This is a genomic window from Ottowia massiliensis (assembly GCF_900240305.1).
Taxonomy (GTDB): Bacteria; Pseudomonadota; Gammaproteobacteria; order Burkholderiales; family Burkholderiaceae_C; genus Ottowia; species Ottowia massiliensis.
On the sequence record NZ_LT964854.1, the window covers coordinates 1144419 to 1163803 of the forward strand.

General features: G+C 66.2%; 17 protein-coding genes and 3 tRNA genes. All 20 read right to left on the reverse strand.

What is annotated here, in order from left to right; all coding sequences use genetic code 11:
* Position 1 precedes the first annotated feature (1 nt).
* The 20 genes from C1720_RS05200 to C1720_RS05295 all read right to left on the reverse strand — a co-directional run bounded on the left by C1720_RS05200 (position 2) and on the right by C1720_RS05295 (position 19107).
* Positions 2-358 carry an AzlD domain-containing protein gene (locus C1720_RS05200; protein WP_102283463.1) on the reverse strand — a complete coding sequence of 119 codons (357 nt, stop codon included), beginning with the start codon at positions 356-358 and terminating at the stop codon, positions 2-4.
* A complete protein-coding gene (locus C1720_RS05205) occupies positions 355-1125 on the reverse strand; it encodes an AzlC family ABC transporter permease (RefSeq protein WP_233199809.1) in 771 nt (256 codons plus the stop codon). Before C1720_RS05205 ends, C1720_RS05200 begins: the two co-directional genes overlap by 4 nt.
* Positions 1118-2113, reverse strand: coding sequence for a methionyl-tRNA formyltransferase (gene fmt, locus C1720_RS05210; RefSeq protein ID WP_102283464.1), 996 nt, complete (start codon positions 2111-2113; stop codon positions 1118-1120). The genes C1720_RS05205 and fmt overlap by 8 nt, the downstream gene beginning before the upstream one ends.
* The gene (locus tag C1720_RS05215) at positions 2110-2961 is read right to left on the reverse strand and encodes an N-acetylmuramoyl-L-alanine amidase family protein (protein WP_158241638.1); all 852 of its coding nucleotides are present in this window, start codon (positions 2959-2961) and stop codon (positions 2110-2112) included. The genes fmt and C1720_RS05215 overlap by 4 nt, the downstream gene beginning before the upstream one ends.
* Positions 2962-2975: 14 nt before the next feature.
* Positions 2976-3365 carry a lysozyme inhibitor LprI family protein gene (locus C1720_RS05220; protein ID WP_233199811.1) on the reverse strand — a complete coding sequence of 130 codons (390 nt, stop codon included), beginning with the start codon at positions 3363-3365 and terminating at the stop codon, positions 2976-2978.
* 575 nt (positions 3366-3940) lie between these two features.
* A tRNA-Asp gene (locus tag C1720_RS05225) sits at positions 3941-4017 on the reverse strand.
* 50 nt (positions 4018-4067) lie between these two features.
* A tRNA-Glu gene (locus C1720_RS05230) sits at positions 4068-4143 on the reverse strand.
* Between the two features lie 14 nt (positions 4144-4157).
* A tRNA-Ala gene (locus C1720_RS05235) sits at positions 4158-4233 on the reverse strand.
* 56 nt (positions 4234-4289) lie between these two features.
* Positions 4290-5705: a glutamate--tRNA ligase gene (gltX, locus tag C1720_RS05240; RefSeq protein ID WP_102283467.1), complete on the reverse strand. Its 1416-nt coding sequence runs from the start codon at positions 5703-5705 to the stop codon at positions 4290-4292.
* A gap of 30 nt (positions 5706-5735) precedes the next feature.
* Positions 5736-6953 carry an O-succinylhomoserine sulfhydrylase gene (locus C1720_RS05245; RefSeq protein ID WP_102283468.1) on the reverse strand — a complete coding sequence of 406 codons (1218 nt, stop codon included), beginning with the start codon at positions 6951-6953 and terminating at the stop codon, positions 5736-5738.
* A gap of 120 nt (positions 6954-7073) precedes the next feature.
* On the reverse strand, positions 7074-8564 hold the full coding sequence (gene purF, locus C1720_RS05250; RefSeq protein WP_050715258.1) for an amidophosphoribosyltransferase: 1491 nt from the start codon (positions 8562-8564) through the stop codon (positions 7074-7076).
* 39 nt (positions 8565-8603) lie between these two features.
* Complete coding sequence (locus C1720_RS05255) at positions 8604-9491, reverse strand: CvpA family protein (protein ID WP_102283469.1); 888 nt, start codon at positions 9489-9491, stop codon at positions 8604-8606.
* Between the two features lie 82 nt (positions 9492-9573).
* Entirely contained in the window at positions 9574-10656 is a 1083-nt protein-coding gene (locus C1720_RS05260) for an SPOR domain-containing protein (protein WP_102283470.1), read from the reverse strand.
* 113 nt (positions 10657-10769) lie between these two features.
* The gene (gene folC, locus C1720_RS05265; protein ID WP_439650737.1) at positions 10770-12089 is read right to left on the reverse strand and encodes a bifunctional tetrahydrofolate synthase/dihydrofolate synthase; all 1320 of its coding nucleotides are present in this window, start codon (positions 12087-12089) and stop codon (positions 10770-10772) included.
* A 132-nt stretch (positions 12090-12221) separates the two neighbouring features.
* A complete protein-coding gene (gene clpX / locus C1720_RS05270) occupies positions 12222-13499 on the reverse strand; it encodes an ATP-dependent Clp protease ATP-binding subunit ClpX (protein ID WP_102283472.1) in 1278 nt (425 codons plus the stop codon).
* A 201-nt stretch (positions 13500-13700) separates the two neighbouring features.
* The gene (gene trkA / locus C1720_RS05275) at positions 13701-15086 is read right to left on the reverse strand and encodes a Trk system potassium transporter TrkA (protein ID WP_050715253.1); all 1386 of its coding nucleotides are present in this window, start codon (positions 15084-15086) and stop codon (positions 13701-13703) included.
* Between the two features lie 126 nt (positions 15087-15212).
* Positions 15213-15869, reverse strand: a complete 657-nt coding sequence (locus tag C1720_RS05280; RefSeq protein WP_050715252.1) for a response regulator transcription factor — start codon at positions 15867-15869, stop codon at positions 15213-15215.
* 156 nt (positions 15870-16025) lie between these two features.
* Positions 16026-17585, reverse strand: a complete 1560-nt coding sequence (locus C1720_RS05285; protein ID WP_102283473.1) for a YifB family Mg chelatase-like AAA ATPase — start codon at positions 17583-17585, stop codon at positions 16026-16028.
* A 170-nt stretch (positions 17586-17755) separates the two neighbouring features.
* Positions 17756-18079, reverse strand: a complete 324-nt coding sequence (locus tag C1720_RS05290; RefSeq protein ID WP_050715250.1) for a DMT family transporter — start codon at positions 18077-18079, stop codon at positions 17756-17758.
* Positions 18080-18315: 236 nt separating this feature from the next.
* Positions 18316-19107: an amino acid ABC transporter substrate-binding protein gene (locus C1720_RS05295; protein WP_158241639.1), complete on the reverse strand. Its 792-nt coding sequence runs from the start codon at positions 19105-19107 to the stop codon at positions 18316-18318.
* Positions 19108-19385: the final 278 nt, after the last annotated feature.

The window sequence follows — 19385 nt, forward strand, 5'->3', positions numbered from 1 at the left end:
ATCACGCCCAGCCCAGCCCCAGGCGCAAGGGCAAATACACGGCCATGCCCGCGCCGATCACGCCCGGCAGCGTCCAGGGCCGGCCCTGAAACCGCCTGTAAAACAGCGCAGCCGCCAGCGCGGCCCACAGGCGGGCGTCGCGCCACTGGAAAAAGTCCTGCATTTGCAGCGCCAGCACATCCGGGGCCACCACGGCAGCCAGCGCGGCAATGGGGGCGTATTGCAGGCCGCGCTCCAGCCAGCGGGGCATGGGCAGCGGGCGCGCGGAGATGAAAAACAGGCAGCGCGTGATGACCGTCAGGGCCGTCAGCCCCGCCAGCGCCAGCAGCGTCCAGCCGTCGGTTGCGCCCGCACTCATGGGCACTGCCCTCGCGGGCGGGCCAGGCCCTCCAGCGCCAGCCCGGCCGACACGGCAGCGGCAATGGCCGCGACGATGCCCAGGCGATACGGCATGGCATGGGCGGCCACGGCCGCCGCGCCCGCCACCAGGGCGGCTATGCCGCGCAAGCGCCGTCCTGCCAGCGACAGCGTCACGCCCAGCAAGGCCAGCGTGCCCGCAAACTCCAGCCCCCAGCCCGGCGGCATGGCATGACCGGCGAAGATGCCCGCCAGGCCCGCCGCCTGCCAGCTGCACCAGCCCAGCGCGTTGCCGCCCCACAGATAAGCCAGCCGCGCGCGGCGCTGGCGCGGCGTGCGGCCCGGCGCGGGGAAGCGCCGCACCAGCAGCACATAGCTCAAGTCGCCCGTGGTGTAGCCCAGCAGCAGGCGGCGCAGCAGCGGCAGGTGAATGAGGTAGGCGCGCAAATGCAGGCTGAAGACGACAAAGCGCAAGTTCACGCACAGCGCCGTCAGCCAAATGACCCACAGCGGCGCGGCAGCGGCAATCAGGGGCAGCGCCGCCAGCTGCGCACTGCCTGCATAGACAAGCAGCGCCATCAGCACGCTTTCAGCCACCGACATGCCGGACTTGACCATGGCCACCCCCGTCATGAACGACCAGACGGATGTGCCCAGGGCCACGCCCGCCATGTCTTGCGCACCGGCGCGAAAGAAAGGGTTGTGCAGCAGCTGAAAAAAAGCGCGCCGCCGCTGCCCGCATGCCGCGCGCGCGCCGGCATCAGTCAAGCAGCGCTCCGGCTTGCAAGGCGGGCAGGCCGCGCACGAAATCGCTGGCAGGCAGGCGCTTGCCGCCAGCGCGTTGCAGCTCGCTCACGCACACCGCGCTGGCGCCCGCGCCTGTTTCAGCGTCAGCCCCGCAAGCGATGTGTATGCCCTGCCCGTCAATGGCCAGCACCTGCCCCGGCCGGCTGCCGGCGGGCACGGGCAACGGGCTGAGGGCGCTGCGCCAGAGCTTGAGCGTTTCCGCGCCCAGGCGGGCGCTGGCGCAAGGAAAGGGGTTGAACGCGCGAATGCGGCAGTCAATCTGCCGCGCCGGCAGCGCCCAGTCGATGGCGCTTTCGGCTTTTTCCACCTTGCGCGCGTAGCTCACGCCTTCTTCAGGCTGCGGCGTGGCGCGCAAGCCGCCGCAAGCGGCGATTTCCAGCGCCTCGACGATGAGCCGCCCGCCCAGCGCGGCCAGTTTGTCGTGCAGCGTGGCCGTGGTGTCTTGCGCGGCGATGGGCAAGCGCTCGGTCAGCAGCATGCCGCCCGTATCCAGGCCCTCGTCCATTTGCATGATGGTCACGCCCGTTTGCGCGTCGCCCGCCTCGATGGCGCGGTGTATGGGCGCCGCGCCCCGCCAGCGCGGCAGCAGGCTGGCGTGAATGTTCAGGCAGCCCAGGCGCGGCATTTGCAGCGCCCAGACCGGCAGGATGAGGCCGTAGGCGGCCACCACCATCACGTCGGCTTGCACCGCCTCCATCGCCGCGCGGGCCGCTTGCGCCTCGTCGGCAAAGCGCCCATCCAGCCGCAGGCTGCGCGGCTGAAGCACCTGGCTGGCGGCCAGGCCGTGCGCCAGCGCCCATTGCTTGACGGGCGAAGCCTGCTCTTTCATGCCCCGGCCGGCGGGCCGGTCAGGCTGGGTGAGCACCAGCGGCACTTCAAAGCGGGCCGCGCACAGGCGCTCCAGCGCCACGCGGGCAAATTCAGGCGTGCCAGCGAAGATGACTTTCATGGTTTTTTCCCCGGCTTTTCCGGTTTTGCTTCCGGCTTGATTTCCGGCTCAGGCAGGGCGGCGGCGGCTTCGCAAGGCGTCAGGCGTTGGCCGGCCAGGCTGCGGGCCAGGCGCTCGCGCCAGGGGCGCAAGGCGCGCGTGACAGCCTCGACAAGGGCCTGCTGGTTGTGCGGGTTGGAAACATAGGCTTCGTCCGTGCGATCCACCAGCACGCCCGCTTCCAGCAAAACGGCGGGCATGGCGGTTTTGCGCAAAACGGCCAGCCCGTCATATTGGTAAATGCCCAGGCGCTGGTGGAGCAGCGGGCGGTTTTCACCTTCCACCGCCTCGGCGTGGTGCAGCGTGGGCGGACGGCCCAGGGCCAGTATTTCTTCGCCCAGGCTTTCGGCCAGGCAATAGGAATTGCGAAATTGCGGGTTCTGGCCCGAAACAAACAGCGAATAACCGCGAATGGGGCGCGTGGCCTCATAAACCTCGCCATTTTCCGTCTGTTTTTTTTCCAGAAACTGCAATTGCGCCGAATCGTGGTGAATGGACAAAAACACGTCGGCCTTGAGCCGGTTGGCCAGGGCGGGGCGCTGCCCCAGCGCCATTTCCTGGCCGCTTTGGCGCGTCAGGCGCACGCGCCAGCCGTCTTTTTGCAGCGCGGCGGCCAGCTGGGCCACAAGGCGGTCGTTGTAGGCCAGTTCATGAACGCCGCGCACGCCCAGCGCGCCGGGAGCGGCAGGGCTGTGCCCGGCGTCCAGCACCAGCAGGGGCTGCCGCTGGCTGGCGGGCAGCGCGGCGGCAGGCCACGCCAGCCAGCAGGCAGCGGCGGCCAGGGCCAGGCGCCGCTTCCACTTCCACATGACAGGGCGCGGCATTACCAGCTTTGCTGCGCAATCATGTCGGGGCGGCAGGTGCCAACCTTGCATTCGCGCAGGCGGTCGCGCAAATATTCGGTTCGCTCGCGGTTGAGGCGGTAATTGCAATCCACATTGATGGTGCCGGATTCAGGCTGGCAAACGCTGTCGCGGTATTTCATCCATTTGCGCTGGATGATTTTCAAGTCCTCGCGGACGTCGGCATTGATTTGTTTGCCCAGCGCCTTGTAAACCTCGTTGAGTTCCTTGTCTGATTCAATAAAGAGCTTCGCAAGGCAATAAGTCCGGTCATACGAGGTGGTGTATTTGTCGCATTCACCGGCGGCATGCGCGGATGAGCAAAAAGCCCACGCCGCCAAAGCGGCAGCCATGATTCGAGAGATTTTCATCATGATTCTCCTGGATTGAAAAACAGTTTTGCACGCCGCGCGCCGCTTGGCATGGCGCAAGATGCAGCGGCAGGAAAGCCTTCATCACAGCGGCTGAAGAAACCCGCGAATTGTGCATGGAGCCGTTTCATGACCCGCCCATAACGGCCAGGCGCAAACAGGGAACCGAGAGAATGATTTAGCTCCTGTATCCATAGCAATGGGTCCTAGATGAATCTGTTCAGAATGGCGTTTTGGTGCCTTTGCTTTTGCTCCTGTTTTTGGTGTAAATACTGCGCTCCTGGCGGCTCATGCGGACTGTGGGCAGGCAGCGTTGAGGCCCTTTTTCAAGTCTGACCCTGGGGGCGGCGGCGGTTCAGAATGGGCTGCAAGGCGCAGTTTTGCGCCCCATCAGGGATTTGCGGCGCCCAGGAGCATCCCAATCCGCGCTTTCACGCTCACGGACGAGCCATGGCTTTGAATGCCAGGGCGGCGGGCCATTTTGAATATGAATGCGCCGCCAATCCGGAAAAGAACGGAGAAGAAAATGGGCAAAAAAAAGCCGCCTGAATAATCAGGCGGCTTTTTGAATCCTTTGGCGGAGTGGACGGGACTCGAACCCGCGACCCCCGGCGTGACAGGCCGGTATTCTAACCGACTGAACTACCACTCCGCGCCGGTGCGACTTTTTGCTTTCTTGCGAAAGCCAAGCGCCGCAAAACTTGGCGACCCTACGGGGATTCGAACCCCGGTACTCACCGTGAAAGGGTGATGTCCTAGGCCTCTAGACGATAGGGTCAAAAACCGATTTTTTGGTGGAGGTAAGCGGGATCGAACCGCTGACCTCTTGCATGCCATGCAAGCGCTCTCCCAGCTGAGCTATACCCCCGTTTCATCTGCGCTGGCTTTTGCCTTGCAGCGAAAGCGCGAATTCTATATCAATTTTCAGGCTTTGCGCAAGCAGTCCAGAACTTTTTGCTGGTGGTGCAGCGCCAGCACGGCGTCGAGGCTGGGCGTCTGGTGCGTGCCCATGACGAGCACGCGCACGGGCATGGCCAGCTGGGGCATTTTCAGGCCGTGCTCGGCCAGCGTTTGCTTGACGGCGGCGGAGATGGCGGCGGCGTTCCATTCGCTGACGGCTTTCAGCCTGTCATGCAGGCTGGCGATGGCGGGGCGAATGGCGTCGGTGACGAACTGGTCCAGCTCTTGTTGCGGCGGCTGCACGTCGGCGTAGTAGGCGCGCGCCCAGCCGGCCAGGGCCACGGTGGTTTCGCAGCGGTCTTTGAAGAGGGCGCAGATGGCGGGCAGGCGTTCGTCGGTTTGCGCGATGCCGCGCTTTTGCAGCTGCCCGGCCACCAGCGGGGCCAGTTCGGCGTCGGGCATGGCCTTGATGTGCTGGGCGTTCACCCAGCGCAGCTTGGCTTCGTCGAACTGGGCGGCGCTTTTGCCCAGGTGATCCAGGTCGAACCAGGCCAGGAATTGCTCGCGGCTGAAGATTTCATCGTCGCCGTGGCTCCAGCCCAGGCGGGCCAGGTAGTTGATCATGGCGTCGGCCAGGTAGCCTTCGTCGCGGTATTGCGTCACGGCCTTGGCGCCGTTGCGCTTGCTCATTTTTTCGCCCTGTTCGTTGAGCACGGTGGGCAAGTGGGCGTAAACGGGCGGCTCGTGGCCCAGCGCGCGGAAGATGTTGATCTGGCGCGGCGTGTTGTTCACGTGGTCGTCGCCGCGTATGACGTGGGTGATGCCCATGTCCATGTCGTCCACCACCACGCAGAAGTTGTAGGTGGGCGTGCCGTCGGGGCGGGCGATGACCAGATCGTCCAGCTCGGCGTTGCTGATTTCAATGCGGCCCTTGACTTTGTCGTCCCAGGCCACCACGCCGTCTTTCGGGTTTTTGAAGCGCAGCACGGGCTGCACGCCTTCGGGCACGGGCGGCAGCGTTTTGCCCGGTTCGGGCCGCCACGTGCCGTCGTAGCGCGGTTTTTCGCGCGCGGCTTCCTGGCGGGCGCGCAGCGCGTCGAGTTCCTGCTTGCTCATGTAGCAGGGGTAGACGTGGCCGGCCGCTTGCAGCCGGGCCAGCACTTCTTTGTAGCGGTCCATGCGCTGCATTTGGTAGTAGGGGCCTTCATCCGGCTTCATGCCGAGCCAGTCCATGCTTTCCAAAATGACATCGACGGCGGCCTGGGTGGATCGCTCCAGGTCGGTGTCTTCGATGCGCAGCACGAAATCGCCCCCCTTGGCGCGGGCGAAGGCCCACGGGTAAAGCGCAGAGCGGATGTTGCCCAGGTGAATGAAGCCCGTGGGCGAAGGGGCAAAGCGGGTGCGCACGCGGGCGGGGGTTGGGGAAGATGGCTTGGTCATGGGATTGGGAAAAAAGAAAACGGCGGCGGTTCAGCCTTGCAGCCCGCGCAGCAAGTCGGCGCGGATGTCGTCCAGGTGCTCCAGCCCCACGGCCACGCGAATCAGGCCCTGGGTCACGCCGGCGGCCTGGCGCTGCTCTTCGCTCAGGCGGCCATGCGAGGTGCTGGCGGGGTGGCTGACGATGGTTTTCACATCGCCCAGGTTGGTGGCGATGCTGCACACGCGCAGCGAGTCAATGAGATGGAAGGCCCGGCGGCGCGCTTCATCGGGCGTGCTGCCGGGCAGGCTGAAGGCCAGCACGGCGCCGCCCAGGCCGCCTTGCTGCTGCATGGCCTGCGCGTGCTGCGGGTGCGAGGGCAGGCCGGGGTAATACACGCGCTCCACGGCGGGCTGGCTCTCCAGCCACCGGGCCAGTTGCAAGGCGGCTTCGCTTTGGGCACGCACGCGCAGCGAGAGCGTTTCCAGCCCCTTGTGCACCACCCAGGCGTTAAAGGGCGAGAGCGTCAGCCCCGCTGCGCGCGCCACGGGCGCGAGCTGGCCAATGAGTTCGCCGCTGCCGCACACGGCGCCGGCCATGACGCGGCCTTGCCCGTCCAGAAATTTGGTGCCCGAATGCACCACCAAGTCAGCCCCCAGCGCCAGCGGGCGTTGCAGCACGGGCGTGGCAAAGCAGTTGTCCACCACCAGCAAGGCGCCGGCCTGATGGGCGATGGCCGCCAGCGCGGCGATGTCGCACACCTCGGTGAGCGGATTGGTCGGCGTTTCGGCAAACAGCAGGCGCGTGTCCGGGCGCACGGCGGCTTGCCAGGCGGCGGGGTCGGTTTGCGAGACAAAGCTCGTTTGCACGCCAAAGCGCGCGAAGTCCGTGCCGAACAGCCGCATGGTGGAGCCGAACATGGAGCGCGAGCAAATCACGTGATCGCCCTGTTTGAGCAGCGCCAGGCCCAGCAGCAAGATGGCCGACATGCCGCTGGCCGTGGCCAGCGCCCGTTGCGCGCCTTCCAGCGCGGCCAGGCGCTGCTCGAAGGCGGTGACGCTGGGGTTGCCCGTGCGGCTGTAGGTGTAGCCCTCGTCCGGGCTGGCGAAGTTGCGCGCCGATGTTTCGCTGTCCGGCTGCACAAAGCAGCTGGTGAGATACAGCGCCTCGGAGTGCTCGCCGTAGCCGCTGCGCGGGATGGTGGTGCGCACGGCCAGGGTGTCCGGGTGCAGGCCGGGGGGCAGAGGCAGGGTGTCGGTGGGTTGGGTCATGGCAGGCCTTCAGGGCGGATTAAAGAAAAGAGGAGCAAATTCAAGGCCCAAAAAATAGGCCTTGCGCTTATTCCACTAGGACATCATGCTATGAATCAAGGAGCGAAATAAGCCGCTTGCTCAGGCATCCGCGTCTTCCTGTTTGGCGGCCTGGGCGGCCTCGGCGGCGCGGCGCTCCTGCTGCATGCGCGCCAGCGTCTCTTCGGTGATGTCGCCCGTGACGTAGATGCCGTCAAAGCACGAAGCGTCAAAGCCCGGCAGCGCCGCATTGAGCTGGCCGATGGCCTGCTTCATCGCCTCCACGTCCTGGTAGATGAGCGCGTCGCAGCCGATGAGCTGGCAAATTTCTTCCGTGCTGCGGCCATGCGCCACCAGCTCCTCGCGCGTGGGCATGTCGATGCCATACACGTTGGGAAAGCGCACGGGCGGCGCGGCGCTGGCCAGGAAAACCTTGCTGGCCCCGGCGTCGCGCACCATCTGCACGATTTCGCGGCTGGTGGTGCCGCGAACGATGGAGTCATCGACCAGCAGCACGTTCTTGCCCGCGAACTCGCTGGCGATGGGGCTGAGCTTTTGCCGCACCGATTTTTTGCGCACGGCCTGCCCCGGCATGATGAACGTGCGGCCCACGTAGCGGTTTTTCACAAAGCCTTCCCGGCACGGCAGCCCCAGCAGCTGCGCCAGCCGCGCGGCGCTGGGGCGGCTGGTTTCGGGCACGGGAATGACCACGTCAATTTGCGTGGGCGGCACGGTGGAAACCACGCGCCTGGCCAGCGCCTCGCCCAGCGCAATGCGGGCCTGATAGACGGAGATGCCATTCATCACCGAATCGGGCCGGGCCAGATACACGTATTCAAAGATGCAGGGCGTGCAGCGCGGCTGCTGAGCGCACTGCATGGCGCTGCGCTCGCCGCTGGCGCCAATGAACACGGCCTCGCCCGGCTCCAGATCGCGCTCCAGCGTGCAGCCCAGCCCTTCCAGCACCACGGATTCGCTGGCCACCATCGTCAGCCCGTCGGCGCTGCGGCCCATGCACAAAGGGCGGATGCCGTGCGGATCGCGGAAGGCCAGCAGGCCATGCCCCGCAATCATGGCAATCACGGCATACGAGCCGCGCACGCGCTGGTGCACGCCGCGCACGGCGGCGAACACATCCTCTTGCGTGAGCGTGTGCCCGCGCGAAACGCGCTCCAGCTCATGCGCCAGCACGCCCAGCAGCACCTCGGAATCGCTGCTGGTGTTGGTGTGGCGGTGATCGGTGGAAAACAGCTCGGCCTTGAGCGCCGGCGCGTTGGTGAGATTGCCGTTGTGCACCAGCACGATGCCAAAAGGCGCGCTCGTGTAGAAAGGCTGCGCCTCTTCTTCGCTGTAGGCGTTGCCCGCCGTGGGGTAGCGCACCTGGCCCAGCCCCATGTTGCCGGGCAGCGCGCGCATGTTGCGGGTGCGGAACACATCGCGCACCATGCCGCGCGCCTTGTGCATGAAAAAGCGGCGCTCGTGCTGGGTGGCGATGCCCGCCGCGTCCTGACCCCGGTGTTGCAGCAGCAAAAGCGCGTCATAAAGAATCTGATTGACAGGGGCGCTATGGACTGCGCCAGCAATGCCGCACATGGTGGTTGGCTCCGGGTTGAGGTGGGAAAAAGCAGTTTTTCAGTAATGCACGCCCTGCCGCAGGGTAATGCTGCGGCGCTCGGCGGGCTGGGGTTCAGCGGCAGCGGGCTGCGCCTGGGCGGGCGGCGGCGCCACGGCGGGCGTGGACGCAGGCACGGGGGCGGGCGCAACCGCAGGAGCCGGGACGGAAACAGGGGCAGGGGTTGCATGGCGGCGGCCGTGCGCGCCATGCTCCGTGCCATGCGCGCGATGCGGTCTTGCGCCATGCCCGGCAGGCTCAGCTGGCGCGATAGGCGCGGCAGGGGCCACCGGCGCAGCTTGGGCGGGCGGCGGCGCCACGTCAGGCGGCGGCGCGGAGGCCGGATGGGCGGGAACAGAAGCTGGCGCGCCGCCGCCCAGCAGGGACGGGTCATGCAGCAGGGCGGCCCACGCATCGGCAGGCGGCAGCGAAGGCGGCTCCTTGGGCAGCAGAGGCACGAAACCGGAAGCCACCCGCAAGCTCCAGGAATGCGGCCACCACGGCTTGCGGGCCAGCGGGGTAGCGCCGCACAGCCACACCATGAGCACCACGATGAGCAGCGCGCGGCAGACGCCGAACACCGCGCCCAGGCCCCGGTCCACGGCGCGCAGGCCCACGGCCTCGGCGCCGCGCGACACCATCCAGGCCACGAAGCCTCCCGCGAAAACCGCCAGCACGTAAATCAGCGCGAAGCCTGCGGCCAGCCGCACGCCAGGCAGGGAGTTCTCCATGGGCAGCCAGGCCGCCACATCGGCTGCGAAGGCGCGGGCCAGAAAAAAGCCGCCCACCCAGCCGCACAGCGCAATGGCCTCGATCAGAAAACCGCGCATGAACCCCGCCAGCAGCGACACCAGCAGCACTGCCAGGGCCACCCAGTCCAGGGGAGTTGGAAAGATTTCGGCAGACATGTCGTTCACGCTCCTTGAAGGTGAGTGAAAAAACCAAAACAGGCGTCAGCGCCCTGGAGCCTGCGCCACAGCATGCGCGCCCTCACTGCGCCTGCACGGCGAAGGGCAGGCCCGCGCGTTTGAGCGCGGCGGCGGCCTTGTCGGCCTCTTCGCGGGAGCTGAAAGGGCCGGCCCGCACGCGGGTGCGCTGGCCAGAGGCCGTACTGACCGCCTGCGTGTAGGTGTGCACGCCCGCGCGCTCGGCTTTCTGGCGGGCGCTGGCCGCGCCTGCCGCATCGGCAAACGCGCCAATCTGGATGAAAAAGCGGCTGCCGCCAGCGGCGGGCTTGCTGGCGGGTTTGTCTGCGGCCTTGTCGGCAGCCTTGTCTGCCGGCTTGGCGCTGCGGCCTTCCAGCAGCGCGCGCGCGCGGTCGCCGTCGCTGGCTTCGGCCGCGCGCGAAGGCTTGCCGCCCTGGCCGTGCAGCAGGGCCAGGGCGCGCTGCGCGTCGCCGCTGCTTTCGCGCGCAGCGGCGCGAGGCTTGTCGGCAGCCTTGTCTGCCGGTTTTTCCGCAGGTTTCTCCGCCGGCTTGTCCGCAGGCTTGACGGGTTTGCGGTCAGCTGGCTTTTCCGCCGGCCTGGCCGGTTTCTCGGCGGGCTTGGCTGGTTTCTCGACGGTTTTTTCAGGTTTGGCGGGCTTGGCTGCGGGTTTTTCAGCCGGTTTTTCAGCCGGTTTTTCCGCTGGCTTGTCCGCCGCAGGCCGGGGCTGGGGCGGTTGTGGTTGATAGGGCGTGAGCGGCTGCGGGCGCGCAGACGCGGCGGGCGGTTCAGGCGCGGCTCCAGTGGCGGCAATGAGTTCTTCGCGCTCATTCAGGCTGTCTGCCGTGTCAATCTGGCTGCTGCGTGCGGAGGCGGCGGATGAAGGCGGCGGCAGTGGAGCGACCTGATCGCGGTCTGGAATGACCACGGGCGCTTGCACGGCCACGGGCCTGGGCTGCGAAGAAAACAGCATGGGCAGCCCGATGATGGCGGCAGCCACCAGCACCAGCGCGCCCAGCAGGCGCACGCGCGCCTGGCGGCGCAGCTCATCGACCGACAGGGCGGGCGCCGCCGGCTCTGACCGCTTGCGGCCCGCACGAGCAGGCGAGGGTTTGTCCTGGCCGGGGGGGCGAAAAGGAGGAAAGGCCATGAGCGGTAAGGCGGACGAAAGTGTGAAGGCGAAGGCGTGAAGGCGTGCTGGAGGCGGGCGGGGCCGGTCAGGCGGATAGGCGCGCCGCCCAAGGCAAGCCGTGCGGCGGCTCGTCAGTCTGGCGTGGCCCTGGGCGGCGGCACGGGCTGGCCCGGCTCCAGATGCGGCACGCCATGCCGCAGCACGCCGCCGACGGTGAAAAACGAGCCAAAGACGACGATTCTATCGGTCGCCTCAGTGGCCAGCGCTGCGGCGTTCAGGGCCTGGGCGGGGCTGGCAAAGCACTCGGCGGGCACGTTCTTGCGCCGGGTTTGCGCCTGCCACAAAGCCTGCAATTGGGCGGCGGGCAGGGCGCGGGGCGTGGGCAAATCGGTGAAATACCAGTGGTCGATGATCGGGTCAATGCGCGCAAGGATGCCCGGCAGGTCTTTGTCGCGCATGGCGCCGAACACGGCGCGGGTGGTGGGGTAAAAGCCCATCGCGTCCAGATTGGCCGCCAGCGTGGCCACGGCGTGGGGGTTGTGCGCCACATCCAGCACCAGGGCGGGCTTGCCCGGCACGATCTGGAAGCGCCCTGGCAGCGTGACGTGCGCCATGCCGTTGCGCACGGCCTGCGCCGTCACGGGCAGGCGGCTGCGCAGGGCCTCCAGCGCGGCCAGCGCGCCAGCGGCGTTCACCAGCTGGTTGGCGCCGCGCAGGGCCGGGTAGGCCAGGCCGCTGTAGCGCCGCCCGCGCCCGGCCCAGGCCCATTGCTGCTTGTCGCCGCTGACGTTGAAGTCGCGCCCTGACAGCCACAAATCCGCCCCGATGGCCGTGGCGCGCTCGATCACGCTTTGCGGCGGCACGGGGTCGCTGACGATGGCGGGGCGGCCCGCGCGCAAGATGCCCGCCTTCTCGCGGCCGATTTCCTCGCGCGTGGCGCCCAGAAATTCGGCGTGGTCGATGTCCACGCTGGTGATGATGGCGCAGTCGGCGTCGATGATGTTCACGGCATCCAGCCGCCCGCCCATGCCCACTTCCAGCACCACGGCATCCAGCCCGGCCCCTGCGAGCACATGCAAGATGGCCAGCGTGGTGAACTCAAAGTAGGTCAGCGCCACGCCGCCGCGCGCCTGCTCCACGGCGGCGCAGGCCGCCGCCAGCGTTTGGGCGTCGCAAGGCTGGCCGCGCACGCGGCAGCGCTCTTCAAAATCCACCAGATGCGGCGAGGTATAGACGCCCACGCGGTAGCCCGCATGCGTGAGCACGGCCTCCAGCATGGCGCAAGTGGAGCCTTTGCCGTTGGTGCCCGCCACGGTGAAAACAGGGCAGGCAAACGCCAGCCCCATGCGCGAGGCCACCTCGCGCACGCGCTCCAGCCCCAGCGCGATGTTTTCAGGATGCAGGCGCTCGGCATGCGCGAGCCATTCGGCCAGAGTCTTCGGGGTGCTCATGATGCAAGGAGATCGCTGTATTGACTATGCTTTTGATAGCTGCCTGCGCTGATTTCACTAGGACAAACGGCCGGTTTGATGCCTGAACCTGATGCCTGGCCCTTGATCGAAGCCCGCGCCTTGGCGCCCCGCTCACGCAGCCGACTTGGCGGCCTCGCGCGGCACGCGCAGCGGCGGCTGGTTTCCGGTGATGACGGCTTCCTCGATGACGACTTTGGCCACGTCTGGCGTATTGGGCAGGTCAAACATGGTGTCGATCAGCGCCTGCTCCATGATGGAGCGCAGGCCGCGCGCGCCCGTTTTGCGCGCCAGCGCCTTGCGGGCAATGGCGCGCAGCGCGGCGGGGGTGATTTCCAGCTCCACGCCTTCCATCGCGAACAGGCGCTCGTATTGCTTGACGAGGGCGTTTTTCGGCTCGGTGAGGATTTGAACGAGCGCGTCTTCCGTCAGCTCCGCCAGCGTGGTCACCACGGGCATGCGGCCCACCAGCTCGGGAATCATTCCGTATTTGATGAGGTCTTCCGGCTCCACGTCGGCGAACACCTGCGTGAGCGAGCGCTCCTGCTTGCTGCGCACGGTGGCGCCAAAGCCGATGCCGCCCGACTCCATGCGCGCCTCGATCACCTTTTCCAGCCCGGCGAACGCGCCGCCGCAGATGAACAGAATGTTGGTCGTGTCCACTTGCAGGTATTCCGAGTTGGGCACTTTGCGCCCGCCTTGCGGCGGCACGCTGGCCACGGTGCCTTCAATGAGCTTGAGCAGCGCCTGCTGCACGCCTTCACCCGAAACGTCGCGCGTGATGCTGGGGTTGTCGGCCTTGCGGGTGATCTTGTCGATTTCGTCGATATAGACAATGCCGCGCTGCGCGCGCTCCACGTTGTATTCGCAGTTTTGCAGCAGCTTGGCGATGATGTTTTCCACGTCTTCGCCCACGTAGCCGGCTTCGGTGAGCGTGGTGGCGTCGGCCATCGCGAAGGGCACATTGAGCTGGCGCGCCAGGGTTTGCGCCAGCAGCGTTTTGCCGGAGCCGGTCGGGCCGATGAGCAGGATGTTGCTTTTGGCCAGCTCCACATCGCCGCCCAGGCTGTCGTCCTTGTGGCGCAGGCGCTTGTAGTGGTTGTACACGGCCACGGCCAGCGTGCGCTTGGCCTTTTCCTGCCCGATCACGTAGTTGTCCAGGTGCGCCTTCAGCTCCGCCGGCGTGGGCAGGCTGTCGCTGGCGCAAGCCGCCGCGTCATTTTTCAGCTCTTCTTGCAGGATGCTGGAGCTTTGCTTGACGCACTCGTCACAGATGAAGGCGAAATGGCTGCCCACCTTGCCTTCAATGAGTCGGTGCACCTCATGCTGGCTTTTGCCGCAAAAGGAGCAGTGAAGGGGCTTGTCGCCCGAAAAGTTTTGCTTGTCGGCCATGAGAGCGAAGGGTGGGGGTTGCCCGCGAAAAATGCAACTGCGCATGATAGCAACGGGGTGCTTGCAGCAGGCGCGGGCGGAGCAAGTCTCCGGGCAGGGCCGATTGCCAGGAAACATCAAAAATAGGAGCGAATTAAATGGCCAAAATATCAGGATTGAGCACGTTTAACCAGGACATTACGCTATTGTTAGAGGAGCAATCTAGAAGAAAGTGGCGCGCACCTGAAAGAGCTTGTCTGCTTCCCGGATGGCGCGTTTGTGGGGCAGAAAGAGGATGACGTGGTCATCGGCTTCGATGACGGTGTCATGGTGGGGCATGAGCACTTGCGTGCCCAGGGTGGAAGGGCGCACGATGGCGCCAACGCGCGCGCCTTGCGGCAGTTCGATTTCGTCGATGCGGCGGCCCACAAGGCGTGAAGTCTTGGCGCTGCCCCGGGCCACGCCTTCCAGCGCTTCGGCGGCGCCCCGGCGCAGGCTGTGAACGGCAACCACTGCGCCGCGCCGCACGTGGGTGAGCAGCTCGCCGATGACGGCGTGCGCGGGCGAGATGGCAATGTCGATGGCGCTGCCTTCAAGCATGTCGGCATAGGCGCGGCGATTGACCAGGGCCATGACGCGCCGCGCGCCCATGCGCTTGGCGAGCATGGCCGAGAGGATGTTGTCTTCGTCGTCGCTGGTGACGGCCACGAACAAATCCATTTCGCCCACGTTTTCGTTGCGCAGCAGGTCTTCGTCGGCGGCGTCGCCCAGCAGCACGAGCGAATCGGGCAGCTCGCCAGCCAGGTATTTGCAGCGCAGACGGTCGTGCTCGATGACCTTGACGGCGCATTGCCCCGCCAGGCTGCGCGCCAGGCTCAGGCCCACGCGGCCGCCGCCCACAATCATCACGCGGCGCACGGGCTGGTTGGCGTTGCCGATGGCGCGCAACACTTGGTACGCCTGCTCGCGGGCGACCAGCACGAATACTTCATCTCCCGCACACACGCGCGAGGCCGAGTCGCAGGCTATTTCTTCGCCCAGGTGGTAGATGGCGACGATGCGGAAATTCATCTCCCCGTGTTCCTGGCTGAATTCGCCCACGGTACGCCCGGCCAGGTCACTGTGGCCTGACACGCGCACGGCCACCAGGCAGACGCGGCCTTGCGAGAATTGCAGCGCTTGCAGCGCTTCCGGGTATTCCACCAGCTGGCGGATGTAGCGCGTGACGGAGTCTTCAGGGCAGATGACGCGGTCTACCGCAAAGCCGTCTGGCCCCAGCAGCGCCTCACTGTCCTTGATTTCGGGGGAGCGCACGCGGGCGATGCGGGTGGGCACGTTGAACACGTCGTGCGCGATCTTGCAGGCCACCAGGTTGGTTTCGTCCTGCGGGGTGCAGGCAACGAACATGTCGGCATCTTGCGCGCCCGCATTGCGCAGCACCGAGGGCTGGATGCCATTGCCGATGACGCCGCGCAGCTCCAGGCGGTCTTCCAGGCGGCGCAGGCGCTCGGGGTCGGGGTCGATGACGGTGATGTCGTTTTGCTCGCTGGCCAGGTTTTCGGCCACGCTTTCGCCAACGCGGCCTGCGCCAAGGATGATGATTCGCATGGGTCTGCTTCAGAAATAAGGGCAGCCAATCCTCGCGGCCCCGGAACCTGTTCAAAGAAAAGCGGGCCGGGCGGCCCGCTTGCGCGTTGTCTGCTCAGGCTCAACCTGCTCTGCGGCCTGTGGCGCTCACAAGGCTTGCAACAAGTTGGCCAGATCGACGGCGGATTTGACGCGCATCTTGTCAAACACGCGGGCGCGATGCACTTCCACCGTGCGCACGCTGATGCCCAGCTCGTCTGCCGTGGCCTTGTTGGCCAGGCCCCGGGCAATGCAGTACATCACTTCCTGCTCGCGGTCGGTCAGCTCGTTGATGCGGGCGACAACGTCATGGCGGTCATGCAGCACTTCCATGCGCTCGGCGGAGACTTGCAGGGCCTGTTCGATGCGGTCCACCAGCGCGTTGTCGGAGAAGGGTTTTTCGCAGAAGTCGAAAGCGCCGCGCTTGATGGAGGCCACGGCCATGGGCACATCGGCATGGCCCGTGAGGAAGATGACGGGCCACACCCAGGCGATGCCGCGCGCCAGCAGTTTTTCAAACAGCTCCAGACCGCTCATGCCGCCTTCCAGGCGCACGTCCAGCACGATGCAGGCCGGATGCGGCGGCACGGGGGGCGGCTCATCGCCGTCAAGCTCCGGGGCCGGGCCGAGCATGGCCTCAAAGGCTTCGGCGCTGGAAAAAGCCTCAGGCACCAGGCGGCGCGAGCGCAACAGCCAGGCAAGGGCTTCGCGCACGCTGGCATCGTCGTCGATCAGGAAAACAAGGGCGTCTTTGGAGTTGGACATTTCAATACTTCTAAAAAATCCTGCGGCGAATCAGCCGCGAAAAAACATCAAACAACGATGCGGAGCTATCTAGCATGACACGCTTTTCGGGTTTTTCATAGCATTTTTCGTGCCATATTCATGTAATAGGCGCGCTTGTCTCTTTCTTTGCATTCATTAATGGCGCGCGGCGGCCGCGCCCAGTGCGCGCCGGTATTGCACGGCTTCGGCCACGTGGGCGGCGGCCACGGTGGCGCTGCCGGCCAGGTCGGCAATGGTGCGGGCCACTTTCAAGGCGCGGTGCGTGGCGCGGGCGCTCCAGCCCAGGCGCTCGGCGGCGGTTTGCGCAAAGCGGGCGGCTTCGGGCTGCAAATGCAGATATTCATCCAGCGCCTGCCCGGCCAGATATTGATTGGGCGTGCCTTGCCGCGCCAGCGCGCGCTGCCAGGCGGCGGTGCAGCGCGCACGTATGGCGGCGCTGCTTTCGCCAGGCGGGGCGGCCAGCAGCTCGGCGGCGGGCAGGGCGGGCACTTCCACGTGCAGGTCGATGCGGTCCAGCAGCGGGCCGGAGAGCTTGCCCTGGTAGCGGGCGATTTGGTCTGGCGTGCAGCGGCAGGCGTGGCGCGCATCGCCTAGGTGGCCGCAAGGGCAGAGGTTCATGGCGGCAATGAGCTGAAAGCGCGCCGGAAATTCGGCCCGCTGCGCGGCGCGCGAGATGGTGATGTGGCCCGATTCCAGCGGCTCGCGCAAGGCTTCCAGCGCGGCGCGGGGGAATTCGGGCAGCTCATCCAGAAACAGCACGCCGTTGTGCGCCAGCGAAATTTCGCCCGGCTTGGGCGGCGAGCCGCCGCCAACCAGCGCCACGGCGCTGGCCGAGTGGTGCGGCGCGCAAGTAGGGCGCAAACCCCATTGGGCCAGCGAAAAGCGCCCGGCCAGGCTGGCGATGGCGGCGCTTTGCAGCGCGTCTGGCGCGCTCATGGGCGGCAGCAGGCCCGCAAAGCGCTGCGCGAGCATGGATTTGCCCGTGCCCGGCGGCCCGGACATGAGCAGGCTGTGGCCGCCAGCGGCGGCGATTTCCAGCGCGCGCTTGGCGGCGGCCTGGCCTTTCACATCGGCCAGATCGGGGTATTGGGGCGCAGCGGCGGGCGTGGCGCCGGCCAGCTTGGCCCAGCCGCTGGCCGCGTCTGAAGCGGGCGGCGGCGCGCCGTCAGGCAGAAACTGCGCCACCACGTCCAGCAAATGGCGGGCGCGGTACACGTCAATGCCTGGCGCCAGCGCCGCTTCTTCCGCGCTGCCGGGCGGCAGCACGAGACGAACGCGGGCGGCGTCTTCCGTCTGCGCCGCGTGCAGGGCCGCCGCCGTGGCCAGCGCGCCGCGCACGGGGCGCAGCTCGCCTGAAAGCGACAGCTCGCCCGCAAATTCCCAGCCCGCGAGCTTGCGCCCGTCAATCTGGCCGCTGGCCGCCAGAATGCCCAGCGCAATGGGCAGATCAAAGCGGCCCGAATCCTTGGGCAAATCAGCCGGGGCCAGATTGACGGTGATGCGCTGGTTGTGCGGAAATTGCAGGCCGCTGTTGAGCAAGGCGCTGCGCACACGCTCGCGCGCTTCTTTCACCTCCACATCGGCCAGGCCCACCAGCGTGAAGGCGGGCAGGCCATTGGCCAGGTGCGCTTCCACCGCCACGGCGGGCGCGGCCAGCCCCATCAGGGCGCGGCCCTGCACCAGACTCAATCCCATGCTCGGCTCCCTTCCATTTTTCGCTGGCCTGTTTGACTATGAAAATAATAGCTGCCCGGGCTTGTTTCACGGGCGCAAGCGGCTCAAAAGGCCCCCGGAAACTCAACATTGAAAGGCGCGGGACACCTGTGCTGAACGCATGGGACTGGCCATTTCACGAGCGGGCGTTTTCAGCGTCCGCTTGAGAGTTTCATCACGGCCACGCCGCTGATGATCAGCGCCGCGCCGAGCCAGCGGCCAAAGGTGGCTGCGTCGTTGAAAAAGAGAACGCCCACGAGAAATGTGCCTGCCGCGCCAATGCCCGTCCACACCGCATAGGCGGTGCCCATCGGAATTTCCTTCTGGGCGAGAAAAAGCAGGAAACCGCTGCCTGCCATGAAGAGAACGGCGGCGGCGATGCCCGCGAGGCGGCAGCCGTCTTGCTGCGCGTATTTGAGGCCCAGCGGCCAGCCGATTTCCAGCAGCCCGGCAGTGATGAGAAAAAGCCAGCTCATGTCGTGGTTTCTGTAATGAAAAGAGGGCGCGCTGCATCTGCCCGATAAGGATTCACAAGGGTTCGCCAGGCGGCGCACGCCGCCATGATGCATGAAAAAAAGGAGCAAATTTAAGCGGCAAGAATACCGTCTTGCGCAGATTCCACTAGGACCCTTTGCTCTGATTCAAGGAGCAAAAGAATGCTGCGCATCCGCCCTTCACATTCGGCCCCGCGCAGCCAGCCGCGAGCGGGCGCTCACAGCATGACCCAGTCCGCCACATAGGCGCTGGGCCGCTGGAAGTTGTCGTTGAGCAGCCTGCCGGGGGCCAAGTCCAGGCTGTAGCCCAGTTCGGGCAGCGGGCTGCGGAACCAGCGCTGGTACATCTCCTGCATGGCGCCGCTGCGGTACAGGCGCTTCATTTCGTCATCCACCAGGCTGCCCAGCTCCCGGTCGGCCTTGCTGAATGCCAGGGACAGCGGCTCAATGGACAAGGCAGGCCCCACCAATTCCAGATGCCGGGACGACTGGCGCGCGCGCACCAGCAGCTGAACGTCGTCTGTCAGGATGCCGTCGATCCTGCCTTGCTCCAGCGCGGTCACGCCGTCATTGGTGCTGTCAAACAGCTGCGTTTTCCAGCTGTCGGTGTGCTGGCGCTGGTGTTTTTGCATCACCAGCTCGCCCGTGGTGCCTTTGACCAGCCCCAGCGTCTTGTTCTTCATGTCCTGCAAGGAGAGGATGCCCTCGCCTTCGCGCACCAGCAGGCGCGCGCCCGCATAAAAGTAGGTCAGCCCCAAGGCCACCAGCTCGCGCCGGGCGGGCGTGTTGGTGGTCACGCCGCATTCAAGGTCAATGCGCTTGTCAAGAATGGAGCGCACGCGATCCGCCGAGGTCACGGGAACGTAGCGCACTTCCAGGCGAGGCAGCTTCAAATGCTCCTGCACGGCGGCGGCCAGGCGCTGGCAGGTTTCAATGGCGTAGCCCACCACTTGTCCACTTTTGGTTTTCCATGAGAACGGTATGGCGTTTTCGCGGTAACCCAGGGTCATGCGCCCCGTGTTTCTGATGGCATCCAGGGTTTCACCCCCCCATGCGCTGCCTGCGCCCAGCAAAGCCAAGGAAAACACGCAGACAGCGCGGCGGACAGAGTTGTTCAACAGCATTTCATCAACCTCATTCGCAGCCTTGTCGCAGGAATGCGACGGACCCAGCGCAACAAAGCGTGGAATATTACCGGAATATGGCTTTCCACGCTTTTTCACCGCCACGGCGCTTGCGCAAAGAGGGGGTTTCTGGCTGGCTGCTGGCTGATTGGAGCCGCCCCAAG

What these genes read in the sequence shown, in the direction of transcription:
- C1720_RS05200 (WP_102283463.1), bottom strand. Translation starts at nt 358, where the DNA reads ATGAGTGCGGGCGCAACCGACGGCTGGACGCTGCTGGCGCTGGCGGGG.
- fmt (WP_102283464.1), bottom strand. Translation starts at nt 2,113, where the DNA reads ATGAAAGTCATCTTCGCTGGCACGCCTGAATTTGCCCGCGTGGCGCTG.
- C1720_RS05215 (WP_158241638.1), bottom strand. Translation starts at nt 2,961, where the DNA reads ATGTGGAAGTGGAAGCGGCGCCTGGCCCTGGCCGCCGCTGCCTGCTGG.
- C1720_RS05220 (WP_233199811.1), bottom strand. Translation starts at nt 3,365, where the DNA reads ATGAAAATCTCTCGAATCATGGCTGCCGCTTTGGCGGCGTGGGCTTTT.
- gltX (WP_102283467.1), bottom strand. Translation starts at nt 5,705, where the DNA reads ATGACCAAGCCATCTTCCCCAACCCCCGCCCGCGTGCGCACCCGCTTT.
- C1720_RS05245 (WP_102283468.1), bottom strand. Translation starts at nt 6,953, where the DNA reads ATGACCCAACCCACCGACACCCTGCCTCTGCCCCCCGGCCTGCACCCG.
- purF (WP_050715258.1), bottom strand. Translation starts at nt 8,564, where the DNA reads ATGTGCGGCATTGCTGGCGCAGTCCATAGCGCCCCTGTCAATCAGATT.
- C1720_RS05255 (WP_102283469.1), bottom strand. Translation starts at nt 9,491, where the DNA reads ATGTCTGCCGAAATCTTTCCAACTCCCCTGGACTGGGTGGCCCTGGCA.
- C1720_RS05260 (WP_102283470.1), bottom strand. Translation starts at nt 10,656, where the DNA reads ATGGCCTTTCCTCCTTTTCGCCCCCCCGGCCAGGACAAACCCTCGCCT.
- folC (WP_439650737.1), bottom strand. Translation starts at nt 12,089, where the DNA reads ATGAGCACCCCGAAGACTCTGGCCGAATGGCTCGCGCATGCCGAGCGC.
- clpX (WP_102283472.1), bottom strand. Translation starts at nt 13,499, where the DNA reads ATGGCCGACAAGCAAAACTTTTCGGGCGACAAGCCCCTTCACTGCTCC.
- trkA (WP_050715253.1), bottom strand. Translation starts at nt 15,086, where the DNA reads ATGCGAATCATCATCCTTGGCGCAGGCCGCGTTGGCGAAAGCGTGGCC.
- C1720_RS05280 (WP_050715252.1), bottom strand. Translation starts at nt 15,869, where the DNA reads ATGTCCAACTCCAAAGACGCCCTTGTTTTCCTGATCGACGACGATGCC.
- C1720_RS05285 (WP_102283473.1), bottom strand. Translation starts at nt 17,585, where the DNA reads ATGGGATTGAGTCTGGTGCAGGGCCGCGCCCTGATGGGGCTGGCCGCG.
- C1720_RS05290 (WP_050715250.1), bottom strand. Translation starts at nt 18,079, where the DNA reads ATGAGCTGGCTTTTTCTCATCACTGCCGGGCTGCTGGAAATCGGCTGG.
- C1720_RS05295 (WP_158241639.1), bottom strand. Translation starts at nt 19,107, where the DNA reads ATGACCCTGGGTTACCGCGAAAACGCCATACCGTTCTCATGGAAAACC.